This window comes from Sphaerisporangium viridialbum (assembly GCF_049674955.1).
In the GTDB taxonomy this organism is placed as follows: domain Bacteria; phylum Actinomycetota; class Actinomycetes; order Streptosporangiales; family Streptosporangiaceae; genus Sphaerisporangium; species Sphaerisporangium viridialbum.
Genome location: NZ_CP187232.1, coordinates 8,070,768 through 8,089,348, shown reverse-complemented (window position 1 = coordinate 8,089,348; position 18,581 = coordinate 8,070,768). Strand labels below are relative to the sequence as shown.

Below are 18,581 nucleotides of genomic sequence, written 5' to 3'. Positions count from 1 at the left end.
CTACCAGACCGGGACACTGAGTCATACGTCGTAGACCTGGAGCACCTCGTCGCCGTAATGGTTGATGACCTTCACCGCGATCTTGCCCGTGTCCGGCGGACGGAACGGCAGGGAGCGCGTGGTGTACAGCGACGCCCAGGCCGCCTCGTCGATCTCGGCCTTGAGCGCCTTCTTGAGCCGCGCGTACGGATCGTTGCCGCCGGTGAAGTAGCAGTGCCGGACGAAGAAGGACTCCCCGTCGTAGTTCGTGTCGATCATCCAGAGCGCGATCTCGCCCGTGTCGTTGGAGCGGATCTCACCTCGGGTCGGGTCGTAGACGTCGATGCCGCGAATCTCCACGACGACGCCCTCGCCGGTCGCCTGGATGTCGATGTCCGGCTCGCCGAACACCATGAACAGGTTGCCGGTGCCGGTCTTCTTGAGCACGTCGGCCATGACCAGGTCAGAGTTCATTCGGACGAGAAGGATCGGCAGCCGGCCGAGCTTGCGCTCCTCCTGCACGGAAGCGAAGTCCTCGGCGTTCGGCTTGAATTCCTCGGTGGTCTTCACCGCCTGCGGGTCGAAGGCGAAGGCGCAGATGATGAGCAGGTCGAAGCCCATGCCCCGGATCGACTCGCGGGCGGCCCGGCGGATCCAGTCCGGATCGACGGTGCCGTACTGCGGGCCGATGCCCACCGCGATCCGCTGCGGGGTGCCTTCCTCGCCGTTCTTTCGGACGCCCTCGGCTTGGATCAACTCCCCGGCGAACGGGGTGAGCGACGCAAACTCCAGCCGCTCGTTCTTCCGCCCGTTCTGCACCCCGGCCTTGGCCAGGTTGTCGAGGATGGACTGCTCGAAATTCGAGGACTCTTCCTGTTCTGCCGCCTGCTCTGTCCCGGTCTGGACTGCTGTCGCGATCGTCTTATGCGGCGACAGGCTTTCCACCGTGAACGGGCCAGCTACCCGGACCTTCTTCTTATCTTCATACGGTTGATCATAGAGCAGTTCCTGCTCCCCATGCCGAGCGATCGCAGCTTCGATCTGTTCGCCAGTCATCCCTTCCCTAATGTCAGGATTATTTGCAATGGACTTAAGCCCGATGTGGGGTACGCGCCTACAAACGAAGCCTTTTCGAACATCTCCCTTTGGCAACTCAGCAACTGGGGACTGCCCAGTCAGTTTGACCTCCTGCGCTTGGCCTTCTTTCGAGTCGACAAGTAGGTAGTAGGGGAACATGGCTCCCATGATTCGCTGGCGGGCCAAGGCAAGTGCGACGCGAGACGTATCAATCGTGATCCAGCGTCGACCCCATTGCTCGGCCGCATATGCAGTAGTCCCGGAACCACAGGTTGGATCCAGTATAAGATCCCCAGGATCGCTCGTCATAAGCATGCAGCGCTCGACAACTTTGGTATTAGTTTGAACTACATAAAGCTTCGGGTCACCAAAACCGGCCGTCGTGGTGTCATCCCACACGTTGTTGAACGGAAAGGCCGGGAAATCGTCCAAGAACCTGACATACCGCAGAGTTTTCCCTAGACCGATTAGACGACGCGCATACTTAAGTCGCGCCATACCAATCTGGTTGGTTTTCCATCCACCCTTATTGGGACTGTAGGTAGCACCCTCAACTTCCACCGGGAATACCGTCGTCTGCCCGACCCGAGTAGTCTGACTCGTAAGGTTGTCTGCGGCGAATACGCGGCCGTAAGGATCTTCTCCGCTAGCAAGCCTCCTTCGCGACCCATCCGGGAGCTCAACAAAAGAATAGCCAGACGCTCCCGCCCCGGAGAGTGACTTCGCCTGAAAGAGCTGACGATATTTTACTAACTCCACGTTTCGCGCATACCAAACAATGTAGTTAGTAACTCCAGCAAGTACATTCGTTCCACCCGCAAAGCTGCCGGCCCCCGAGGTGGTTTTAAACGTGATTAGCGAGCAGAAGTTCTCCTCACCGAAGACTTCATCCAGTAGCGACCGTACACGGTGAACGTTTTCATCACCGATTTGCACGAAAATGCTTCCGGACTCAGTAAGAAGATCTCGGGCGGTGATCAGTCGATCCCGCAGGTAGGCCAGGTATGAATGGATGCCGAGTTGCCAGGTATCGCGAAACGCCTTGATCTGCTCGACCTCGCGAGTGATGTCCTCTAATTTGCCATCCTTCACGTCGCGATTGCCCGTCGAGGTCTGAAAGTTGGACCCGAACTTGATGCCATACGGGGGGTCAATATAGATCATTTGGACCTTACCGCGGAGGTTCTCCTTCTCTGCGAGTGAGCCCATGACCTGCAGCGAGTCGCCGAGGATCATGCGGTTCGACCAGTTGGCCTCATGCTGGTAGAACTCGATCAGGTCCATGCCGTCGAGCCCATCGAAGGTGTCGAAGAGCGTGAGTTCCGGCTCCTCAGCGGGCCGCTCGGCGGTGCGGCGGAGATTCTCGATGAGCACCCGAGGATCGATCTTCTCCTGAATGTAGATCGGCGGCGCGTCTACGACGAAATCCTCCCCGTCCTGCTCGTCCTTTCCCTTCCAGACGAGCTGCGGGTCGAGTTCCGGATTGCGCGGATACAGCAGCGTGGCCGGTTGTGCTGCGTCCTCGTCGAGCAGGTCGTGGGAGTCCGCCGTGGGGATGTTGACCCGCTTGTCCTCGTGCTTGATCGCCTCAACCGGAGTCGGTCCGGAGTTCTTCAGTGCCATGCTTATGCTCCTTCTCCGGTGTTGACCAGCACCGCGTCGTCCTTGGTATCCCAGGCGGGTCCGTCCCAGTCGGGGCCGACCTGGGCGCTCACTCCGGTCCTCCCGTACAGACCCCGGATCGCGGATTCGAGATCCGCCCGGAACCGGTCGGGGTCCTTCAGCTCGCAGTAGCTCCACCGGCCGAAGCCGCTGTGGTTGTTGACTGCCGGAACCCACCGGTTGCGGGCGGTCGCGGCCTTCTCCTTGGTGGGCTCGGCCGGCTTGTGGCTCCCCGACACCTCGACGATCAGCGTGTGGACCCGGATGTCGCCCTCGCACGGCGCGAGCCGTACTAGGAAGTCGGGGAGGTACTGGTGGTTCTGTCCCTTGATCGCGTAGGGGATGGAGAAGCCAAGGTGGTCGTTCTTCACGTAAGCCGCGACCTCCGGCATCGACTCCAGAATCTTGGCGACCTTCTCCTCCCAGGTGTTGCCCTGCGGTCCGTCTAGGACGACGAAGTTGACGTGGCTCTTCTCCTCTGCCGTCGCGTACACGTGCTTGGTAGTGAAGAAGTCGACGTCCTCGGTGGAACCCACATGGTCGAACGGCCGAAAGATCGGCAACGCCTTCGGCTGGCGGCTGCCCTTCTGGGTGAGGATCGACTCCTTGACGCGCCGTGCGGCCTGGTCCTTGAGCTCTGACAGGCAGAGCATGCCGAGGAAGGCATCCCCTTCGAGGTCGACGCACTTATCCAGCCACTGCTTGGTGATGTCGAGTATCGGAGGGAAGAGCCAGGGTTTACGGTCGTCAGGGTCTGCGAGATAGGTCTCGGTGGTCCGCTTCGCGACCTCGAAGGCGACCTCCTGCCTCCGCTTCGCGCGCAGCTTCTCCAGCAAGTCCGTGCGTTTCTCACCGACGATGCCAGCCACCTCGGTGAGTGTGGGGATCACGTCGGTGTTGAGCGCCAGCCGGCTGTCGGCGTCGAAGCTGGGGATCATCTCCTCGTCGGGGAGCTCGATGCGGTACCCGACCAGGCGCGGGAATGTGATCTCCGCCCGGACCCGGTCGGCTGTGGCGTGCACTCGGCGGGTCTGCTTGATCTTCAGGTCTTTGGTCTTGCCGACTGTGGGGATGAACTGGAACGGTACGCCATACACGTCGGCGTACTCGGGCGTGAAGAAGCCGTTCTCATCGACCGCGTAGGAGCGGCGGCGCAACCCTCGTCCGACCACCTGCTCGCAGAGAAGCTGGGTGCCGAAGGCCCGGACGCCGAGGATGTGAGTGACCGTGTTGGCGTCCCAGCCCTCGGTGAGCATCGAAACGCTAACCACGCAGCGGACGTGCTCGCCCAGCTTGCCCTTCTTGCCGACGGTGTTCATCACCTCGCGCAGGATCTCCGCGTCGTCGACCTTGTCGGCGCTGCGCCCGATGAAGCGGCGGGCGTACTCCTGCTTGAACTCGTCGATCTCGTGCGCAAGCGCCTGGTGAAAGTCCTTGGTCAGTTCGCCCCGTTCAAACTGTTCGGAGTCGACGAGGATGGTGGGCGGTCGATGCCGCCAGCCGTGGTTGGCGTCGACGTTGGAGAACAGCGGCAGGTTCCCGCGCACCGCGACGGTGGTCTCGTCGTCTACCTGCTTGTCCCAGCCGGCGATCCAGTCGAAGACCATCTTGGAGACCGTGGTGTTGTTGCACACCACGATGAAGACCGGGGGCGGGTCGCCGTTCTTCGACGCCTCGGACTCCTCCCAATCCCGGTAAGCCTTCTCATAGGAGCCGTAGAGGCTGTGCAGGGCGCCTTCAAGTGCCGGCGGCAGGTGCTCGGCTGAGACGGTGGAGTCCTTACGGCCCTTTTTCGGCAGCTCGTCGCGGATGTTCTGCCAAAGGTGCAGGTAGGTCACGTCGTTAGATGACCGGTTGTCGTCCACGGGGACGCGGGGGATCTTCACGATCCCCGACTCGATGGCGTCGACCAGGGAGAAGTCGCTGACCACCCATGGGAAAAGGGTCCCCTCCTTGTAGCCGGAGCCGGACAGGAAGAACGGGGTGGCGGACAGGTCGTAAACCGTCTTGATGCCAAGCTTCGACTTGATAGCCCGCAGGCCGCGGAACCAGACCCGGGCTTTCTCGTTGCGTGAGTCGGCCTCCTTCTTGTCCTCTCCCTTTAGAGCTTCCTTCACATCCTCTTCCGGGTCGGCGATGCGATCGCGGTAGCAGTGGTGGGCCTCGTCGTTGAGGACGACGATCTCCGAGCTGCCGCCCAACTCCCGGCAGACCCGGGTGACCATCTGGCCCACGGTCTCCTGGAACGGACTGGGTGCGCCGGAATAGCCGGCCAGCAGCTCCTTGGTGGTCTTGGCGACCCCCTGGCCCAGCTTGGTCTCCCTGCGCTGGAAGGCGTGGAAGTTCGTGATCGCGATCTTGGCCTGGGCGAGCGCGCCGTACAGGTCGGGAGGCACCAGATCGCGCATCCGGTAGTAGTTGTCGTCGTCCTCGGGAAGCAGAACGCGGAGCCGGTCACGAATCGTGATCCCGGGAGCAACGACGAGGAAGCGCCTGGCGAACCGCTTATCCTGCGGGGACTCGACCTTGTTAAGGGCCTGCCAGGCGATGAGCATCGCCATCACGACAGTCTTGCCCGCGCCTGTCGCCATCTTCAGCGCGACCCGGCTGAGGTCGTCGTTGTATTCCCTGTTGAGTTCGGCCAGCTTGTTCGGGATCGAGGTGTCCCCGTCCTTGTGCACGGCCTCGGCGAGGTAGATCGCCGTCTCGGCGGCCTCGCGCTGGCAGAACAGGATGGGGTTGTCGCGCTCTGGATCGCTCCAGTACTCCAGCAGACGACGCGACGTTGCGGTGACGTGCGGATACAGCATGGCCCGCCAGCGATCGACCCGGCCCCGGATGGAATTGACGAAGTGGTTCGGCTCGATCTGGTCGCCGGTCAACCCCAGCTCGGGGAGGTCCAACTCGGCCTGCACGCCGCGTTTGCGGGCCCTCGGCACCGGGACGAAGTACGAACTTGGCCGACGGCCTTCCAAGATCTCCTCGGTGATGCCGTCGTTGTCGAACTTGAAGTGTCTAGCCGGAGCGAGGTATGGCGAGTTGATGATGGGGTTGTCGATGACACGATCGGCCACTCGCCGCCTCCAGAAAACCGTCCATGAGTCGACAAAACCCTATAGACAGAGTCCGCGAATGACCAGGAAGAAGCAAACTTGTGATCTTGCCCTCTGCGTGTGAGTGGTGTGATGTCAGATGAGCCTTATGCTGCCAACAGTGTCATATATTCGCTTTTGCGACGATCGCCCTCTGCTTGCCCGGATTATCAATCGTCATTGCGTGTTGTGGACAGCAAGCGTATGGAGGCGTCGTCCCAGGTCGCCGCCGCTGTCCACGTCGGCGACTGCGGCATTCCTTGAGAGGCGACCGACTTTCCGGGTCGTCCACTCCGTTTGCTATTTCGGTCCGGCGAACGCCGGTTCATCACCACCTTCCTCGCCGGCTGGCCGGTCGCGGAGGCGGCTGAGCTCATCGTCAGCGAGCTGGCCACAAGGCAGTCCGCCACTCGGCCAGCGGCCAGTTCGGCGGCCGGTTCCACGTGATGATCCACGCCCAGCACGACCGCCTGTGGCTCGGCGTCGTCGACGAGGGCGCTGCTCACTCTCCGAGAGTCTTCGCTCCCGGCGATGAAGAGGAGAGCGGGCGCGGCCTGGTGATGGTCGGCGCCCTGGCCGACACCTACGGCGTCCGCGGTGACGAGCGAGGCCGCACCGTATGGACGATGCTCCTAGTTAACGCTGGCAAGAACCCCCGGCTGCTCCCCTGCCGGGGCCAGAGGCATCGCGTGCATGACCGACTGCCTCAGTCCCCATGTCAAGCGTGTTCGCGTCGTGGCCTGGACGTGTGACTGCCGTGCGGTGTTCTACGAGCTGTGCCAGGCGCGCGGTATGGCGTTCATCCGTCGCACCCTCCAGCGTGACGAGTGTCCCGAGGTCGGCGAGACGCATCGGATGTGCGTCGCTCAGCGGTGACGGTTTGATTGTGATCCAGTCTGCTGGGATGCGCAGCAACCGTTATGAAGTGTCCATGATCTTCCATGTATCATGAGCCCCTTCCCCGGGCATAGATAGGGTGCAGTCCGGTAGCGGTGAACCACGAAGGATGGCCATGACCGCGTCAGCGGACCACGTCAAGGCCCTCGTCCGGGCCCACGCGGAGGGCGACGAAGAGGCCTTCTACAGTGTTGCGCTGCAACTGGCTGCCAAGTCAGCACGTCAGGGGCATAACCGGTTGGCGGCCGAGCTGCGGGACATGGTCGACGAGGCCAGGGCACAACCGATGCGCCGCCGCGAACCTACTCCGGTGGTTCAACCCCGAGGTGAGCTCGCCGAACTCGTCACAGCCAGCTACCCGGACACCCGTCTAGGCGAGATGACCCTTACGGACGCCCTACGGGAACAGCTCCAGCGCGTGCTGCACGAGCAACGCCAGCGGGAGCGTCTCGAACATCACGGGTTCGCTCCCATTCACCGGCTCCTCTTGGTGGGGCCTCCTGGAACGGGCAAGAGCATGAGCGCCGCCGTTTTGGCAAAGGAGCTCAGCCTCCCTCTGTTCACCATCAGGTTGGACGGTTTGATCAGCCGATTCATGGGTCAGACAGCCGCCAAGCTGCGCTTGGTCTTCGATGCCGCGGCCAAGAGCCGAGCTGTTTACCTCTTCGATGAGTTCGACGCGATCGGTGCCGAACGGCGCGTCGAGGGAGACGTCGGTGAGGCTCGCCGAATTCTCAACAGCTTTCTGCTGTTCCTCGACGAGGCGAGACCGGAAAGCCTGGTCGTCGCCGCCACGAACCATGCAGGAATCTTGGATAACGCACTTTTCCGAAGATTTGACGCGGTCATTCCCTATGATGTCCCAAGTGCGGATCAAGCTATCGAGGTGCTGCGCCGGAGGCTCGCGTCCATGAACACAGCAGGAGTGGATTGGCAGGACCTCGCCGCCCATGTCGGCGGGCTGAGTCATGCCGAGCTCGTGCGGGCGGGAGAGTCCGCAGCCAAGGAGGTCATCCTCAGCGGCAGTGATCTGCTCACAACCGCAACTATGATCGCGGCGCTTGACGCGCGTCGAGCGACCCGGAATGGGTGAGCCCACCCCGCCCACTGGCCGAAACCGCCCCCACCTGCTCGTCCCAGCCACCGGCACTGATGCCGGCTACAAGGGGCGAAGCGGCGGGGCTGGGGCTCAAGTCAGGGCAATCGCGGACCGTGGCGGCCACGCAGCCAAGTTGACCGCCGACCTTCACTCGGCGGAAGAGATCGCTCGGCATGCTCAGGCGACGGTCGCGGAAGAGGTGCGCGGCGACGGTTTCGTGCTGACGGTCGTCTCTTGGTCGGATGAACACCGCCTGGCTCTGGAGCGGCTCGATGCCCGGGGAGCCAAGCTCCTTTCCGTGCTTCCTCCGACCGAGGAGTTGCCGCAACGAGCTTTGGTCTGGCTGCCCTTCTCGGCAGTCGACACGTTTGTCAGGCTCTTCGAGCAGTTCGCCACGGAAGAGACGCGCGCCGGCTCTGGGAAGCCCAAGAATGAGGCCCTCGTTGCGAATATCGAGGAACTCCGGCTCTCGGTGCTCCGGGAGTTCTGGCAGGAGGACGAGCCTTTCCCCGATCCTGATGAACCCCGCTGGTGGGAAGTATGGCTCGTCCAGCTGGACAAGAGCCAAGAACCGGTCGGGGAGCTACGCCACACCGCCGCGGAGTTCGGCTGGCGGGTCCTGGACGAGACGCTGGCCTTTCCCTACCGAACGGTAGCTCTGGTACACGCACCGGCGAATGAACTGGGTGTCCTTCTCACCACCAATGCGATCCCGGGCGAACTCCGGCGCCCCGGCTTCGCGGAGCAGCTCTTCGGGCTGGACCGGACCTTCCAGGGCGAGCTTGTAGCCGATCTCGCGGACAGGATCGAACCCGCCGAGACCGATGCTCCCGCGGTATGCGTGCTGGACTGCGGCACGCAGGCCGACCATCCGCTCCTGATGAAATCGTTCGACGCCGCATACACGGTCGTCAAGGGCACTACGGCGGCACCTGCACCCGGCGCATCCCACGGAACCGAGATGGCGGGGCTTGCTCTTTACGGTGATCTTGAACCCGTACTCATGGGGTCACAACCCATACGGTTGATACACCGGCTGGAGTCAGTCAAGATCCTCCGCGGGCACCACGACGACGGGACCGAACCTAAGTTCTACGGGAAGCTGATGGCCGACGCGGCTTCGGAGGTGGAGATCGGGCAGACCCGGCGGAGGGTCTACTCGATGGCTGTGACTTCCGGGGAGCAGAAGGGGTCCGACGGGCGTCCGACGTCGTGGTCGGCGGCTATCGATGCTCTCGCTATCGGCACCGACGTGCAGCCGAGCGACAAGGGGATCGGCCTGCTTGGCCAACCCGACCCTCAGGTTGCCCGGCTCTTCGTGGTCAGTGCTGGCAACCTCACGGCTGCGGACTGGCACATCGACCACCTAGCTGCTTCGGATACTCGGCAGATCAGCGACCCGGCCCAAGCTTGGAACGCTCTCACAGTCGGCGCGTATACGGAGCGCACGGCACCGCCTGCTGATTCCGCTTTCGCGGGTTACCGGACCCTCGCTCCGATGGGTGAGCTGTCCCCATTCAGCCGTACGTCCGTACTGTGGAGCGAGAGAAAGGGCCGCCCCATCAAGCCGGACATCGTGCTGGAGGGCGGCAACCTTCTGGTCGGCCCTGGAGGTGAGCTCGACAACCACGAGGTCGTCGAGCTTGTTACCACGAGCGCGAAACCGTTCAGCTTGCTGACTACGGCGAATGCGACGAGCGCGGCCACCTCTCAGGCGGCCCGCCTCGGCGCGCTGGTGATCGGCCGCTATCCGAGTCTGACCCCGGAGGCTGTCCGCGGGCTGCTGGTTCACGCGGCGGAGTGGACTCCGGCGATGCACGCCCAATTTCCCGCCCCCAGAACTAGAGCCATCAAGGCCGCTCGGCACAAGCTACTGCGACGCTACGGCTGGGGGGTGCCCACGGAGGAAAGGGTGCTGGCCAGTGCCGAGAGTGACGTCACGATGATCGTGGAGGACCAGTTCCGGCCGTTCGGTCGGTCCGCCAAGGGCGCCTTTTCCATGCGCGCAATGCGGCTCCACACTCTGCCTTGGCCCTCCGACCAGCTCCAGGATCTCTTCGACGCGCGCGTACGTATGCGAGTGACTTTGTCTTATTTCATCGAGCCTAACCCGTCGAACCGAGGGTGGCAGGGCAAGTATGCCTACACCTCGCACGGTCTGCGTTTCGACGTCATCCGCCCAACGGAGAGTTTGGCGCAGTTCGAGGAGCGGCTTAGCAACGAGGCCGAGGCTGAGGAGCGAGGTGTGAGGCCAACCTCCAGCACAGACGACCGCTGGTTCCTGGGAAGGGCTCGCAACGCGGGTTCGCTTCACGCGGACATGTGGGAGGGGAACGCTGCGGCCCTTGCCCAGTGCGGCGTCATAGCCGTATACCCCGTCGGCGGCTGGTGGAAGCAGAACAACCGCCGAGACCGTGTGGATCTGCCCGTTCGCTACGCCTTGTTGGTATCGGTGGTCAGTGAAATCCCGACAGACATCTACACGCCGATCGCCAGCAAGATCGAGATTCCAGTACAGGTCGAGATTTGAGATTTCTCCCGGAGATTTGTCGAGAGAAATCAGCTCTGGATCTCACAGCGTCCTGTTGCCCGAGGTCATTCTGGCGAATCAGCTGTTCGATCTGAAGGCCGAGCCCTTGCTGGCTCTTGCCGAGACTTTTTCCACGATTCGGCTTATTACCCTGTCTGGATCTTTCCATCTCATCGCAAGGCGGTCGTGATCCATCCCGTGCTCCGCCACGATGTCGCGAAGTTGTTCGAGGTCGAGCGCAGCGAGTCGCTCGTTGAGACCCGATTCCCCAACCTCCGAGAAGATCACGAAAGGATCGAACACGCCCGGTGTCCGTCGATGAGGTCTTGCCTTGGTCGCAGTGGATTCGCCCTCGATCGCCTTCGCGGCGTCTTTGATAGGAACTGCGATGGCTGCGGTTAGTGTTTTGGCCAGGCGTGAAGACCGAGTTGCCTCGATCGCCACAGCCGTGACGAGGCGTGCAAGCTGGCGAGCCAGCACGGGATCGCGAACGCGGCCAAGCTCCGCCAGCGCGTCACTCAGATCATCAAGATCGGCTTCTACTTCGCTTGGTGTTGTCGGGTCTTCACTCATGCCATATCCTCAACGGTCTCAATAAACTCTTCCACGAATTTACGAAAGGCCTGAAACTCGCCTTGATAACCATACTTCTGCCTGAGGGTGCCATGTGAGGAGAATTCGGCGGACTCTGCGATTTTATTCGCCTGGGGAATTTTGTTAGCGAAGACGATGGGTAGCTTTGCGTCATCTTCCAATCGCCTAACAGTGTTCCGGTGAACGGTCGATGCTGCCTGGTATTTGGTGATGACAATCCCCACTTCGGTGATTTCCTCGCCTAGGTTATCGGCGAATGCCTTTACTCTGGTCTGAATTTGTGGAATTCCGTAGGTCGATAGCACGTCTGGGATTGTGGGGATGATATACCCGTCCGAAATGCGAAGTCCGTTAAGTGTGACGATTCCAAGATTCGGAGGGCAGTCCACCAATACGTAGTCGTAGTCGTCGAGGATGCTTTTGATTGCACGGCGAAGTAGATCTGTTGGGTTGTTGGAGTAGAACTTGCCAGACGGCATCGAGGCAAGCCGGTCTTGTACGTCGATAAGGTCCAGGGAGGACGGCAGCAGATCGACACTGCGGACGTCGGAGACCGGTGAGACCTGGCGCTGCAGCGTCTTCTCGAGGTCGAAGCGTGCTGGCTCGCTCTCGTTGCGTATCGCGTCAGTGAAGAGTGTTGCCAAGGTGTGGCCCTGATCGTTGAGGCTCTTCCAATGCTCCTCGCCGATAAGGATCGTGGTGAGGTTCGTTTGTGGATCGAGGTCCACGACGAGGACCTTCTTGTGGAACTCCCCAGAGAGAATCTCCGCGAGCGCAGCGGTTGTCGTGGTCTTACCGACGCCGCCCTTGAGGTTGATGGTGGCGATCACATGAGCCATGGGCTTTTTCCTCCTCTTGAGGTAGCGACGGATTTGGGCGGCGTTGAAGACCGGGCCGCTACGCAGATCCGCCACTGGTGGGGGGAACCTCTGGTCACGAGATCGCCAGTTCGCCACAACTGTGCGGCTTACGTGCGCCATCTCGGCGACCTCGTACAGTCCTACAAGGTCATCCGTAGGCTCGTCGACCATAGATCTTTGGTCCCTTCGTGAACGTCGTTCACAGAATACAGTGTGAATGACGTTCACGCCGACAGTCAAGCCCCCAATCGCCAGAGCCGTGTGTCAATCGAGAAGCTCCGGACGGCGGCTCAAGAGCGCACGCCAAGCCGTCACGAAGCGCGGCCAGGGCCTCACGCCGGTAGGGGCGACGGAGGACGCGGTCGAGGTCCCCCGCGCGGTTGACCAGGTCGGTTAGGGACTTGCGTTCGATGTCGAAGGCGGCAAGGCCCTCGTTGACGGCGGCGTCGAGGTCGCCTCGGCGGGCGTGGATGATGCCGAGGTCGATGCGGGCGTTGGCGACTCACATGGGGGCGTTGCTGGTGCCGTCGGGGCTGTGTGGGTCTGTATGTTTCGCTGGCGTGTTCTTCGGCGCGGTCGTTGTCTTCGAGCCAGGTGTAGACCGTGGCGGCATAGAAGATCCATTTGGCGTGATCGAAGACGAAGTGGTGGTCGGGGTTCCCGGGATGGGTAGCTTGGCGAGGGTCTCGGCTCCGCGGGTGAGAGCCTTGTCTGCTTCACGGCGGTAGCCGAGTCGCGCGAGGCCGCGGGCTTCTTGCAGGGTGAGTTGCACCATGGCATTGGATTGACCGGCTGCGGCTTGGCCGATGCGGGCGGCGCTGACGACGTCTTCGTAGCGGCCTTCGACCAGGGCGAACCAGGCTGACATCTCGTAGGCCCAGCCCATGAGTTCGCCATGGCCGATCTGGCGGCCCATCTCGTAGGCGGTGCGGCGGGCGGTCTCGGCCTCTTCGCGTTCGCCCAGGTCGTGGTGCACGCATCCCAGTAGGGCTGTGAGCCAGCCGGTGATGACCAGGAGTTCGCGATGCTGCTCGAGGGTGATGGGTCCGGACAGTAGCCGGGATACCTGGGCGAGGCGTTTCTGTGTCCGATCGCGCAATGTGGCGGTTGGGACGATGGGGTAGGCGCGGCAGAGCAGGTCGACCGCTTCAGCGAGTGCTTCGAGCGTGCCGTTTCCGACGTCGGATGCCTGGAGCTGCTGGGCGAGTTCCATGGTGCCGTATAGGTCGGCTTCGGCCTGCAGCGCGTCAACTGGGGTGACGGTGGCTTCGATGAGGCGAGGTTCGCCGCGGCGGTTCTGGCGGAAGCCGAGGTCGTGGGGTTGCAGGCCGGTGAGCTGGGTGAGGGCGAGCCGGTAGGAGGATTGGGGCCAGGAGACTTCGCCGGCTTCCCAGCGGCGGATGTGTTCCTCGTTGCAGGTCAAGCGTTCGGTGATGCCAACGGGCGTGGTGGTGACCTGCTCGGCCATCTCGGCGCGGGTCAGGAGGTGCTCGTTGCACCACGCCCTCAGCTGCACGTTGGGGATCTTGTCGGGCATCTGGTGCCTGCCTCCCGGCTGAGGGCTCAAGAGGGTGACTGTTGGGGGGCCGTTCAGGGGTCCTGTCGTCGCTGCTTTGCCGGTGGACTCGTCATCAAGCAAACAAGGTAGGTCACGCGGCTTCCCGCCACAGGGAACTTCGGAGCAACGAGGAGATGGCGACGGTGACCCGGCCACACGAGTCCAGCGACACAGAGAAGCGGCACCCGGTCGCCGACATGGAGGGCGCCGGCCAGGTCCTGGCCGAGTACATCGGCCGATGAAGAGGGGCGCGGCGGGGCAGGCTCCCCGTGGGAGTTGCATACGGGAGAGCACCCCTGCCTCGTCGCGCCTTTCGTCTCCCGGCAGGCACAGAGCCTGACGCACGCAGCGCACCCTTACCTTGTGCATCCTTCACCGTCCGAGGACGGTGCCAGCTGGTCGGCGTTCTTGCACGGGCTGGTCGCCCGCGGGCTCACCGGCGTCAAGCCGGTCATCTCCGACAGCCATGCCGGGCTGGTCTGCGATTGGCACGGTGCTGAGGCGCGTGCCGCAACATGTCTGCTTCTGCGAACCCTAGCGATCTTTGGTCACTAGCACCTGATTGCACCTGTCGACCTGAGAGTCCTCGGAGATGTGTCGACGGTAGGCCAGGTGTTGGGGATCCGGCGGGTGTCCGTCGGCGAGCCGGATTGGGGCGATCCGCTGGCCAGTGGGGACGGCGATGGCTACGAGGTCGTCGGTGATCGTGATTGTTCCGCCGTCGAACAGGACGTGGTGGTTGGGACACAGGCAGAGGAGGTTGCCCGGCTCGTCGGGGCCGTTGTGAGGCGTGCCAAGCGGGCGAATGTGGGCGCCTTCGGCGTAGGGGCCTCGCCTGGTCGAAAGACGGATGCCGCAGATCTGGCACTGATAGTCGTGCACGAGTTTGACCTGCTCCGCGAGCGCGGAGTCACGGATCAGGCGGTTGGTCGTGACCGTGCGGCGGCTTGGTGTTGGTGTCCCATCGCGGAGAGGTGTGGCCTTGTCCGGGGCTGGCGTAATGGCGTTGGGTTCAGGGGTAAGCAGGGTGGCCGAGAGCAACTCGTCGCGGTCGACGTCGCGGAAGTATTCGTCGAGGAGTCGTAGGACGATCTGAGCGCGTAGGGCCGGATGATCTGTCACGAGGTCGTGTACCCATGAGCGTAAACCGCTGAGCGGCTGGTTCTGCCGCATCCAGCGCTGCGCTGCGCTGCCGCTGGCCCTTGGAACGTCGTCTCGGCCAGGGAGGTCCCAGAGCCCGTGGTGATACAGACGGAGTACGGGAAACTCGGCATGCAGGCCGTCGCCGTGATAGCCGAACTCCCGCAGGAGCGATTCGAGTGCGGGAGAGGCATCTCTCCACGGCACCACGCGATCGTAGCCCCGGGCCGCTCTGCCAAGGGCCCAGAGAAGGGTCAACGGCTGATGCCGCTTCCGCGCGCCAGGCGTAGCCGATGCGGCGGTTTTGAGTGTGAGGATCTTCTGGAGCAGGTTCTCCGGGGAATGTCCATCGATGACGTCGCTTGGACGGGTGACCTCGAAGCCGAGGTTGTTCAGCGCGCGTGCGACGGTGGCGTTGCCGCCGGAGAAGTCCTTGGCTCGCAGCGGCCGGCCGTCCACTTCGCGGTGTGCCACGCCGGCGATGGCCTTGGAGTCGTACCGCTTCCCGTCGTATAGGAGGAAGTAGCCGCGCGCCGGGCCGTATCTGTAGACATCGAGAAAGGCGTCCCTTCCCAGCTTGTCGTACTCCTTGATAGCGGAAAGAACCATCTCGCGACGGAGATCGGAAAGTGCCATGAGGGAATGATAGGAACAGCTATTGCACTAAATACTGAACCTGATTGCGATATCATCCGGTTAGTATGGTTTTGTCCACTAACTTGCCCAATATGAGACGGACTGCATGACAGCGGTGGGTGGCCGCTTGCGCTGGGCACCCCGCATCCACGTCATGTGCAAGCGAGATGCAATGGGCGTAGAGCACGATGCGCACGGTCCTCGGCGTGGACCACTGATCGAGGATGTGAAGTGGCTCAGCGTGGTAGAACGCTCGGTGTGGAGGAGCGGCGGGATCGGTTGCGGGCATTGGGGGAGCTGTTTCGGCGGCTGCGTCGGGAAGCTGGGCTGACGGGTAAGGAGTTGGCGCAGCGGGCGCAGGTGGGGCAGCCGACGATCTCGCGGATAGAGACCGGGCAGCTTCTTCCTACGCCGGAGACTGTTGAGCGGGTTTCGGCTGCTCTGGGGCTCGGAGAGCGGGACCGCGGCGAGTTGGACGCGCTGCTGGTGCGGTTGCGTGATGAGGTGTCGCGGCTGCGGGGTGGGCTGGCCGGCCGGGAGGCGGCGAATGCTGCCAGGGTTCGTTCGGCTCAGTGGATGGCGGTGTTCTCCTCGGCGATGATCCCCGCGTTGTTGCAGACGGCCGAGTACGCGCGGTTGGCGTTGGCGGTCGGCCGGGATGTGGATGAGGAGGACGCGGCCAGGGCGGCGGCCGTGCGCCTTGAGGCGCAGGCGGTGCTGTTCGAGGAAGGTCGGAAGTTCGCGTTTGTGCTGACGGAGGGGGCGGTGCGGACGTGGCCGGGGTCGCCGTCGTTGATGCTGGCCCAGCTTGACCGGTTGGTGCAGGTGTCGACGCTGCCGCATGTTCGGCTGGGCGTGGTGCCGTGGAGGACGGAGGCGCCGGCGTTTCCACTGCATGGGTTCACGATCTTCGATGGGGCGGTGAGCGTGGTGGAGAGCCTGACGGGTGATCTCACGTTAACCGAGCCGACTGAGATTGGAACGCACGAGGAGGCTTTCGAGGCGTTCGCGGGTGTTGCGGTGTACAGCGATGGTCTGCGGGACCTTCTGGGTGAAATCGGGGCGGACTTTCGGAAGTTGGCGGCCCAACTAGAGAAGTGACGCATTTATGCGTCGAATTCCTTGAGGATGACCAAGTGCAGGTCATACGCTCGTGGACGTGGGTGTATAGCCCCCTAGACGTTGGAGCGTATCCATGAGTGCATGGCGCATGTCTCGGTCCTTTCTCGGCACTTCCCCCTCGGTCAGGGAAGCCCGCCGGTTCGTCACGTCCCTCCTCGCAGGCTGGCCGATCGTGGATTCGGCCGAGCTCATCGTCAGCGAGCTGGCCGCCAACGCCGTCCGTCACACCGCCAGCGGCAGGTACGGCGGTCAGTTCCAGGTACTGATTCACGCCCAGCATGATCGGGTGTGGCTGGGCGTCGCGGACGGCGGCGCGGCGCACGGCCCGAGCATCTTCTCGCCAGAGGACGACGAGGAGGGCGGTCGGGGTTTGATGATCGTTGGCGCCCTGGCCGACACCTACGGCATCCGCGGCGACGAACGAGGCCGCACGGTATGGGCGCTGCTGCTGGTCAACGGTGGCAAGAATGCCCCGGCCGCGCCTTTGCCGGGCTCCGAGGCTACGCGTGCGTGATCGGCTGCCCGAGGCTTCGGGTGGTTCTGCCTGTAGGTCGGTGCTCAACCCTCTGACATCGCTCACGTTCGGGGCTTCGGTGCGTGCTCGGGTTGCGGCGTGGGCGTGTGGCGGTTGTGCTCTGCTTAACCTGGCTTGGCCCACGTCGTGGCCGGCCCCTCTCTGTCAGACTCTCGTGAGACTTGGGGACGAAGTAGTCTTCTGTGACTCAATCAGGGCGAGAACAGGATCTTTTAGACAGTGACTTTGACAGTGGCCGACCTCCGCGGTGATCTCACCGATGATGGTGGGGTGGGCAAGGGTGACGGACCTCGATCGGATCGGCCGAAGCGGCGCTCGTTCACGCCGGAGTACAAGCTGGCGATGGTCGAGGCCTACGACGCGGCGACCGAGCCGGGCGCCAAGGGCGCGTTGCTGCGCCGCGAGGGGCTGTATCACTCCCACATCATCGAGTGGCGCAAGGCCCGCGATGCGGGAGCGTTGAACGCTTTGGCGGCCAAGCCATCCGGGCCGAAGACGCGTAAGAGCGAGGCCGAGAAGGAGAACGAGCGGCTGCGGGCGCGGGCGGAGAAGGCCGAGCGGGAGCTGGCCAAGACCAAGGCGGCGCTGGAGATCATGGGAAAAGCGCACGCGCTCTTGGAACTGCTCTCCGAGAGCGCGGACAACGACGCGCCGCCCAGGAAGTGATCGACGAGGCGTTCACCGCCTTGGAGCCCGTGCTCGGTGTGACCGCGGCGTGCGCCCTGTCAGGCAAGTCGCGGGCCACCGTGCACCGCCACCGCCATCCCGCGCCGGTGATGCTCGGCCCGCGCCCGGCACCGGCGCCGCACCCGGCGGCGTTGAGCCGGGATGAGCGGGCGCGGGTGCTGGCCGTCTTACACTCGGCCCGGTTCGTCGACAAGGCGCCCGCGCAGGTGTGGGCCACGCTGCTGGACGAGGGCGTCTACCTGTGTTCGATCTCCACCATGTACCGGCTGCTGCGCGGTTGCGGTGAGGTGCGTGAGCGCCGGCGCCAGGCCACGCACGCGGCCAGGGTGCGGCCCGAGCTGGTCGCCCGCGGCCCCTCCCAGGTTTTCACCTGGGACATCACCAAACTGAAGGGGCCGGTCAAGGGCGTCTACTACGACCTGTACGTCATGCTCGACATCTACTCGCGCTACGTCGTGCACTGGGAGGTCCACGCCCGCGAGAGTGCCGAGCTGGCCGAGCAGTTCATCGCCGCGGCCATGGGCGCCAACGGCGGCCAGGCGCCCGCGCATGTGCACGCCGACCGGGGCACCTCGATGACCTCCAAGCCGGTCGCGGCGCTGCTGGCCGACCTGAACATCGCGCAAAGCCACAGCCGGCCCCGGGTGTCCAACGACAACCCCTACTCCGAAGCACAGTTCCGGACGCTGAAGTACTGCCCGGCCTTCCCCGAGCAGTTCGGCTCGATCGCTCACGCCCGCGCCTTCTGCCAGGAGTTCTTCACCTACTACAACCACGAGCACCGGCACTCGGGTATCGGCCTGCACACCCCGGCCTCGGTCCATCTGGGCACCGCCGGCCAGATCCGGACCGAGCGGGCACGCACGCTCCAGGCCGCCTACGCCGCCAACCCCGGCCGGTTCCGCCGCGAGCCCACTCCGCCCAGCCTGCCCAAAACCGTCTGGATCAACGAACCCGTCGAGGAGGAAACCAGCTCCGATATAGAACAAGTCGCCTGAAACGTCTCAAACGGTTTGACAGCTACCGGGGGTGTGCCCAATCGCCGTTGGAACATAAGGGCGGTAAGTCTTCAAACCGGTGAACAGCTCAAACGCGTACTGTCTAGGGGAATAG

General features: G+C 63.3%; 13 protein-coding genes and 1 pseudogene. 7 read left to right on the top strand and 7 right to left on the bottom strand.

The window, feature by feature from the left end; genetic code table 11:
* Positions 1-21 precede the first annotated feature (21 nt).
* The 3 genes from ACOZ38_RS36365 to ACOZ38_RS36355 all read right to left on the bottom strand — a co-directional run bounded on the left by ACOZ38_RS36365 (position 22) and on the right by ACOZ38_RS36355 (position 6,316).
* A complete protein-coding gene (locus tag ACOZ38_RS36365; protein ID WP_424535520.1) occupies positions 22-2,679 on the bottom strand; it encodes a site-specific DNA-methyltransferase in 2,658 nt (885 codons plus the stop codon).
* Positions 2,680-2,681: 2 nt separating this feature from the next.
* Positions 2,682-5,792 (bottom strand): BPTD_3080 family restriction endonuclease, encoded by a 3,111-nt coding sequence (locus ACOZ38_RS36360; RefSeq protein ID WP_424535519.1) that lies wholly within the window; start codon positions 5,790-5,792, stop codon positions 2,682-2,684.
* A 188-nt stretch (positions 5,793-5,980) separates the two neighbouring features.
* Entirely contained in the window at positions 5,981-6,316 is a 336-nt protein-coding gene (locus tag ACOZ38_RS36355; RefSeq protein ID WP_424537222.1) for a hypothetical protein, read from the bottom strand.
* Between ACOZ38_RS36355 and ACOZ38_RS36350 the strand changes: the two genes are divergently transcribed.
* From ACOZ38_RS36350 to ACOZ38_RS36340, 3 genes are all read left to right on the top strand, one after another.
* Positions 6,257-6,562, top strand: a complete 306-nt coding sequence (locus ACOZ38_RS36350; RefSeq protein WP_424535518.1) for a hypothetical protein — start codon at positions 6,257-6,259, stop codon at positions 6,560-6,562. The two genes, ACOZ38_RS36355 and ACOZ38_RS36350, sit on opposite strands and share 60 nt — an antisense overlap.
* A gap of 260 nt (positions 6,563-6,822) precedes the next feature.
* Positions 6,823-7,800 (top strand): AAA family ATPase, encoded by a 978-nt coding sequence (locus ACOZ38_RS36345; RefSeq protein ID WP_424535517.1) that lies wholly within the window; start codon positions 6,823-6,825, stop codon positions 7,798-7,800.
* 139 nt (positions 7,801-7,939) lie between these two features.
* A complete protein-coding gene (locus ACOZ38_RS36340; RefSeq protein WP_424535516.1) occupies positions 7,940-10,336 on the top strand; it encodes a S8 family peptidase in 2,397 nt (798 codons plus the stop codon).
* A gap of 78 nt (positions 10,337-10,414) precedes the next feature.
* Here ACOZ38_RS36340 and ACOZ38_RS36335 read toward each other — a convergent pair whose 3' ends face one another.
* The 3 genes from ACOZ38_RS36335 to ACOZ38_RS36325 all read right to left on the bottom strand — a co-directional run bounded on the left by ACOZ38_RS36335 (position 10,415) and on the right by ACOZ38_RS36325 (position 13,327).
* A complete protein-coding gene (locus ACOZ38_RS36335) occupies positions 10,415-10,909 on the bottom strand; it encodes a hypothetical protein (RefSeq protein ID WP_424535515.1) in 495 nt (164 codons plus the stop codon).
* Positions 10,906-11,961: an AAA family ATPase gene (locus tag ACOZ38_RS36330; protein ID WP_424535514.1), complete on the bottom strand. Its 1,056-nt coding sequence runs from the start codon at positions 11,959-11,961 to the stop codon at positions 10,906-10,908. The genes ACOZ38_RS36335 and ACOZ38_RS36330 overlap by 4 nt, the downstream gene beginning before the upstream one ends.
* 331 nt (positions 11,962-12,292) lie before the next feature.
* Positions 12,293-13,327: a hypothetical protein gene (locus tag ACOZ38_RS36325; protein ID WP_424535513.1), complete on the bottom strand. Its 1,035-nt coding sequence runs from the start codon at positions 13,325-13,327 to the stop codon at positions 12,293-12,295.
* 384 nt (positions 13,328-13,711) lie between these two features.
* Between ACOZ38_RS36325 and ACOZ38_RS36320 the strand changes: the two are divergent.
* A pseudogene (locus tag ACOZ38_RS36320) lies at positions 13,712-13,825 on the top strand (transposase); the annotation flags it as partial.
* A gap of 57 nt (positions 13,826-13,882) precedes the next feature.
* On the opposite strand, the gene ACOZ38_RS36315 reads toward ACOZ38_RS36320, so the two are convergent.
* Entirely contained in the window at positions 13,883-15,124 is a 1,242-nt protein-coding gene (locus ACOZ38_RS36315; protein WP_424535512.1) for an HNH endonuclease, read from the bottom strand.
* Between the two features lie 258 nt (positions 15,125-15,382).
* On the opposite strand from ACOZ38_RS36315, the gene ACOZ38_RS36310 reads away from it, so the two are divergent.
* From ACOZ38_RS36310 to ACOZ38_RS36300, 3 genes are all read left to right on the top strand, one after another.
* On the top strand, positions 15,383-16,225 hold the full coding sequence (locus ACOZ38_RS36310) for a helix-turn-helix domain-containing protein (protein WP_424535511.1): 843 nt from the start codon (positions 15,383-15,385) through the stop codon (positions 16,223-16,225).
* A 94-nt stretch (positions 16,226-16,319) separates the two neighbouring features.
* The gene (locus tag ACOZ38_RS36305; RefSeq protein WP_424535510.1) at positions 16,320-16,760 is read left to right on the top strand and encodes an ATP-binding protein; all 441 of its coding nucleotides are present in this window, start codon (positions 16,320-16,322) and stop codon (positions 16,758-16,760) included.
* Between the two features lie 240 nt (positions 16,761-17,000).
* Positions 17,001-18,466 (top strand): IS3 family transposase gene (locus ACOZ38_RS36300; RefSeq protein ID WP_424530970.1). Its coding sequence is split into 2 segments (ribosomal slippage): positions 17,001-17,388 and positions 17,388-18,466, totalling 1,467 coding nucleotides; the frame shifts between segments, so codons are not numbered across the junction.
* Positions 18,467-18,581: the final 115 nt, after the last annotated feature.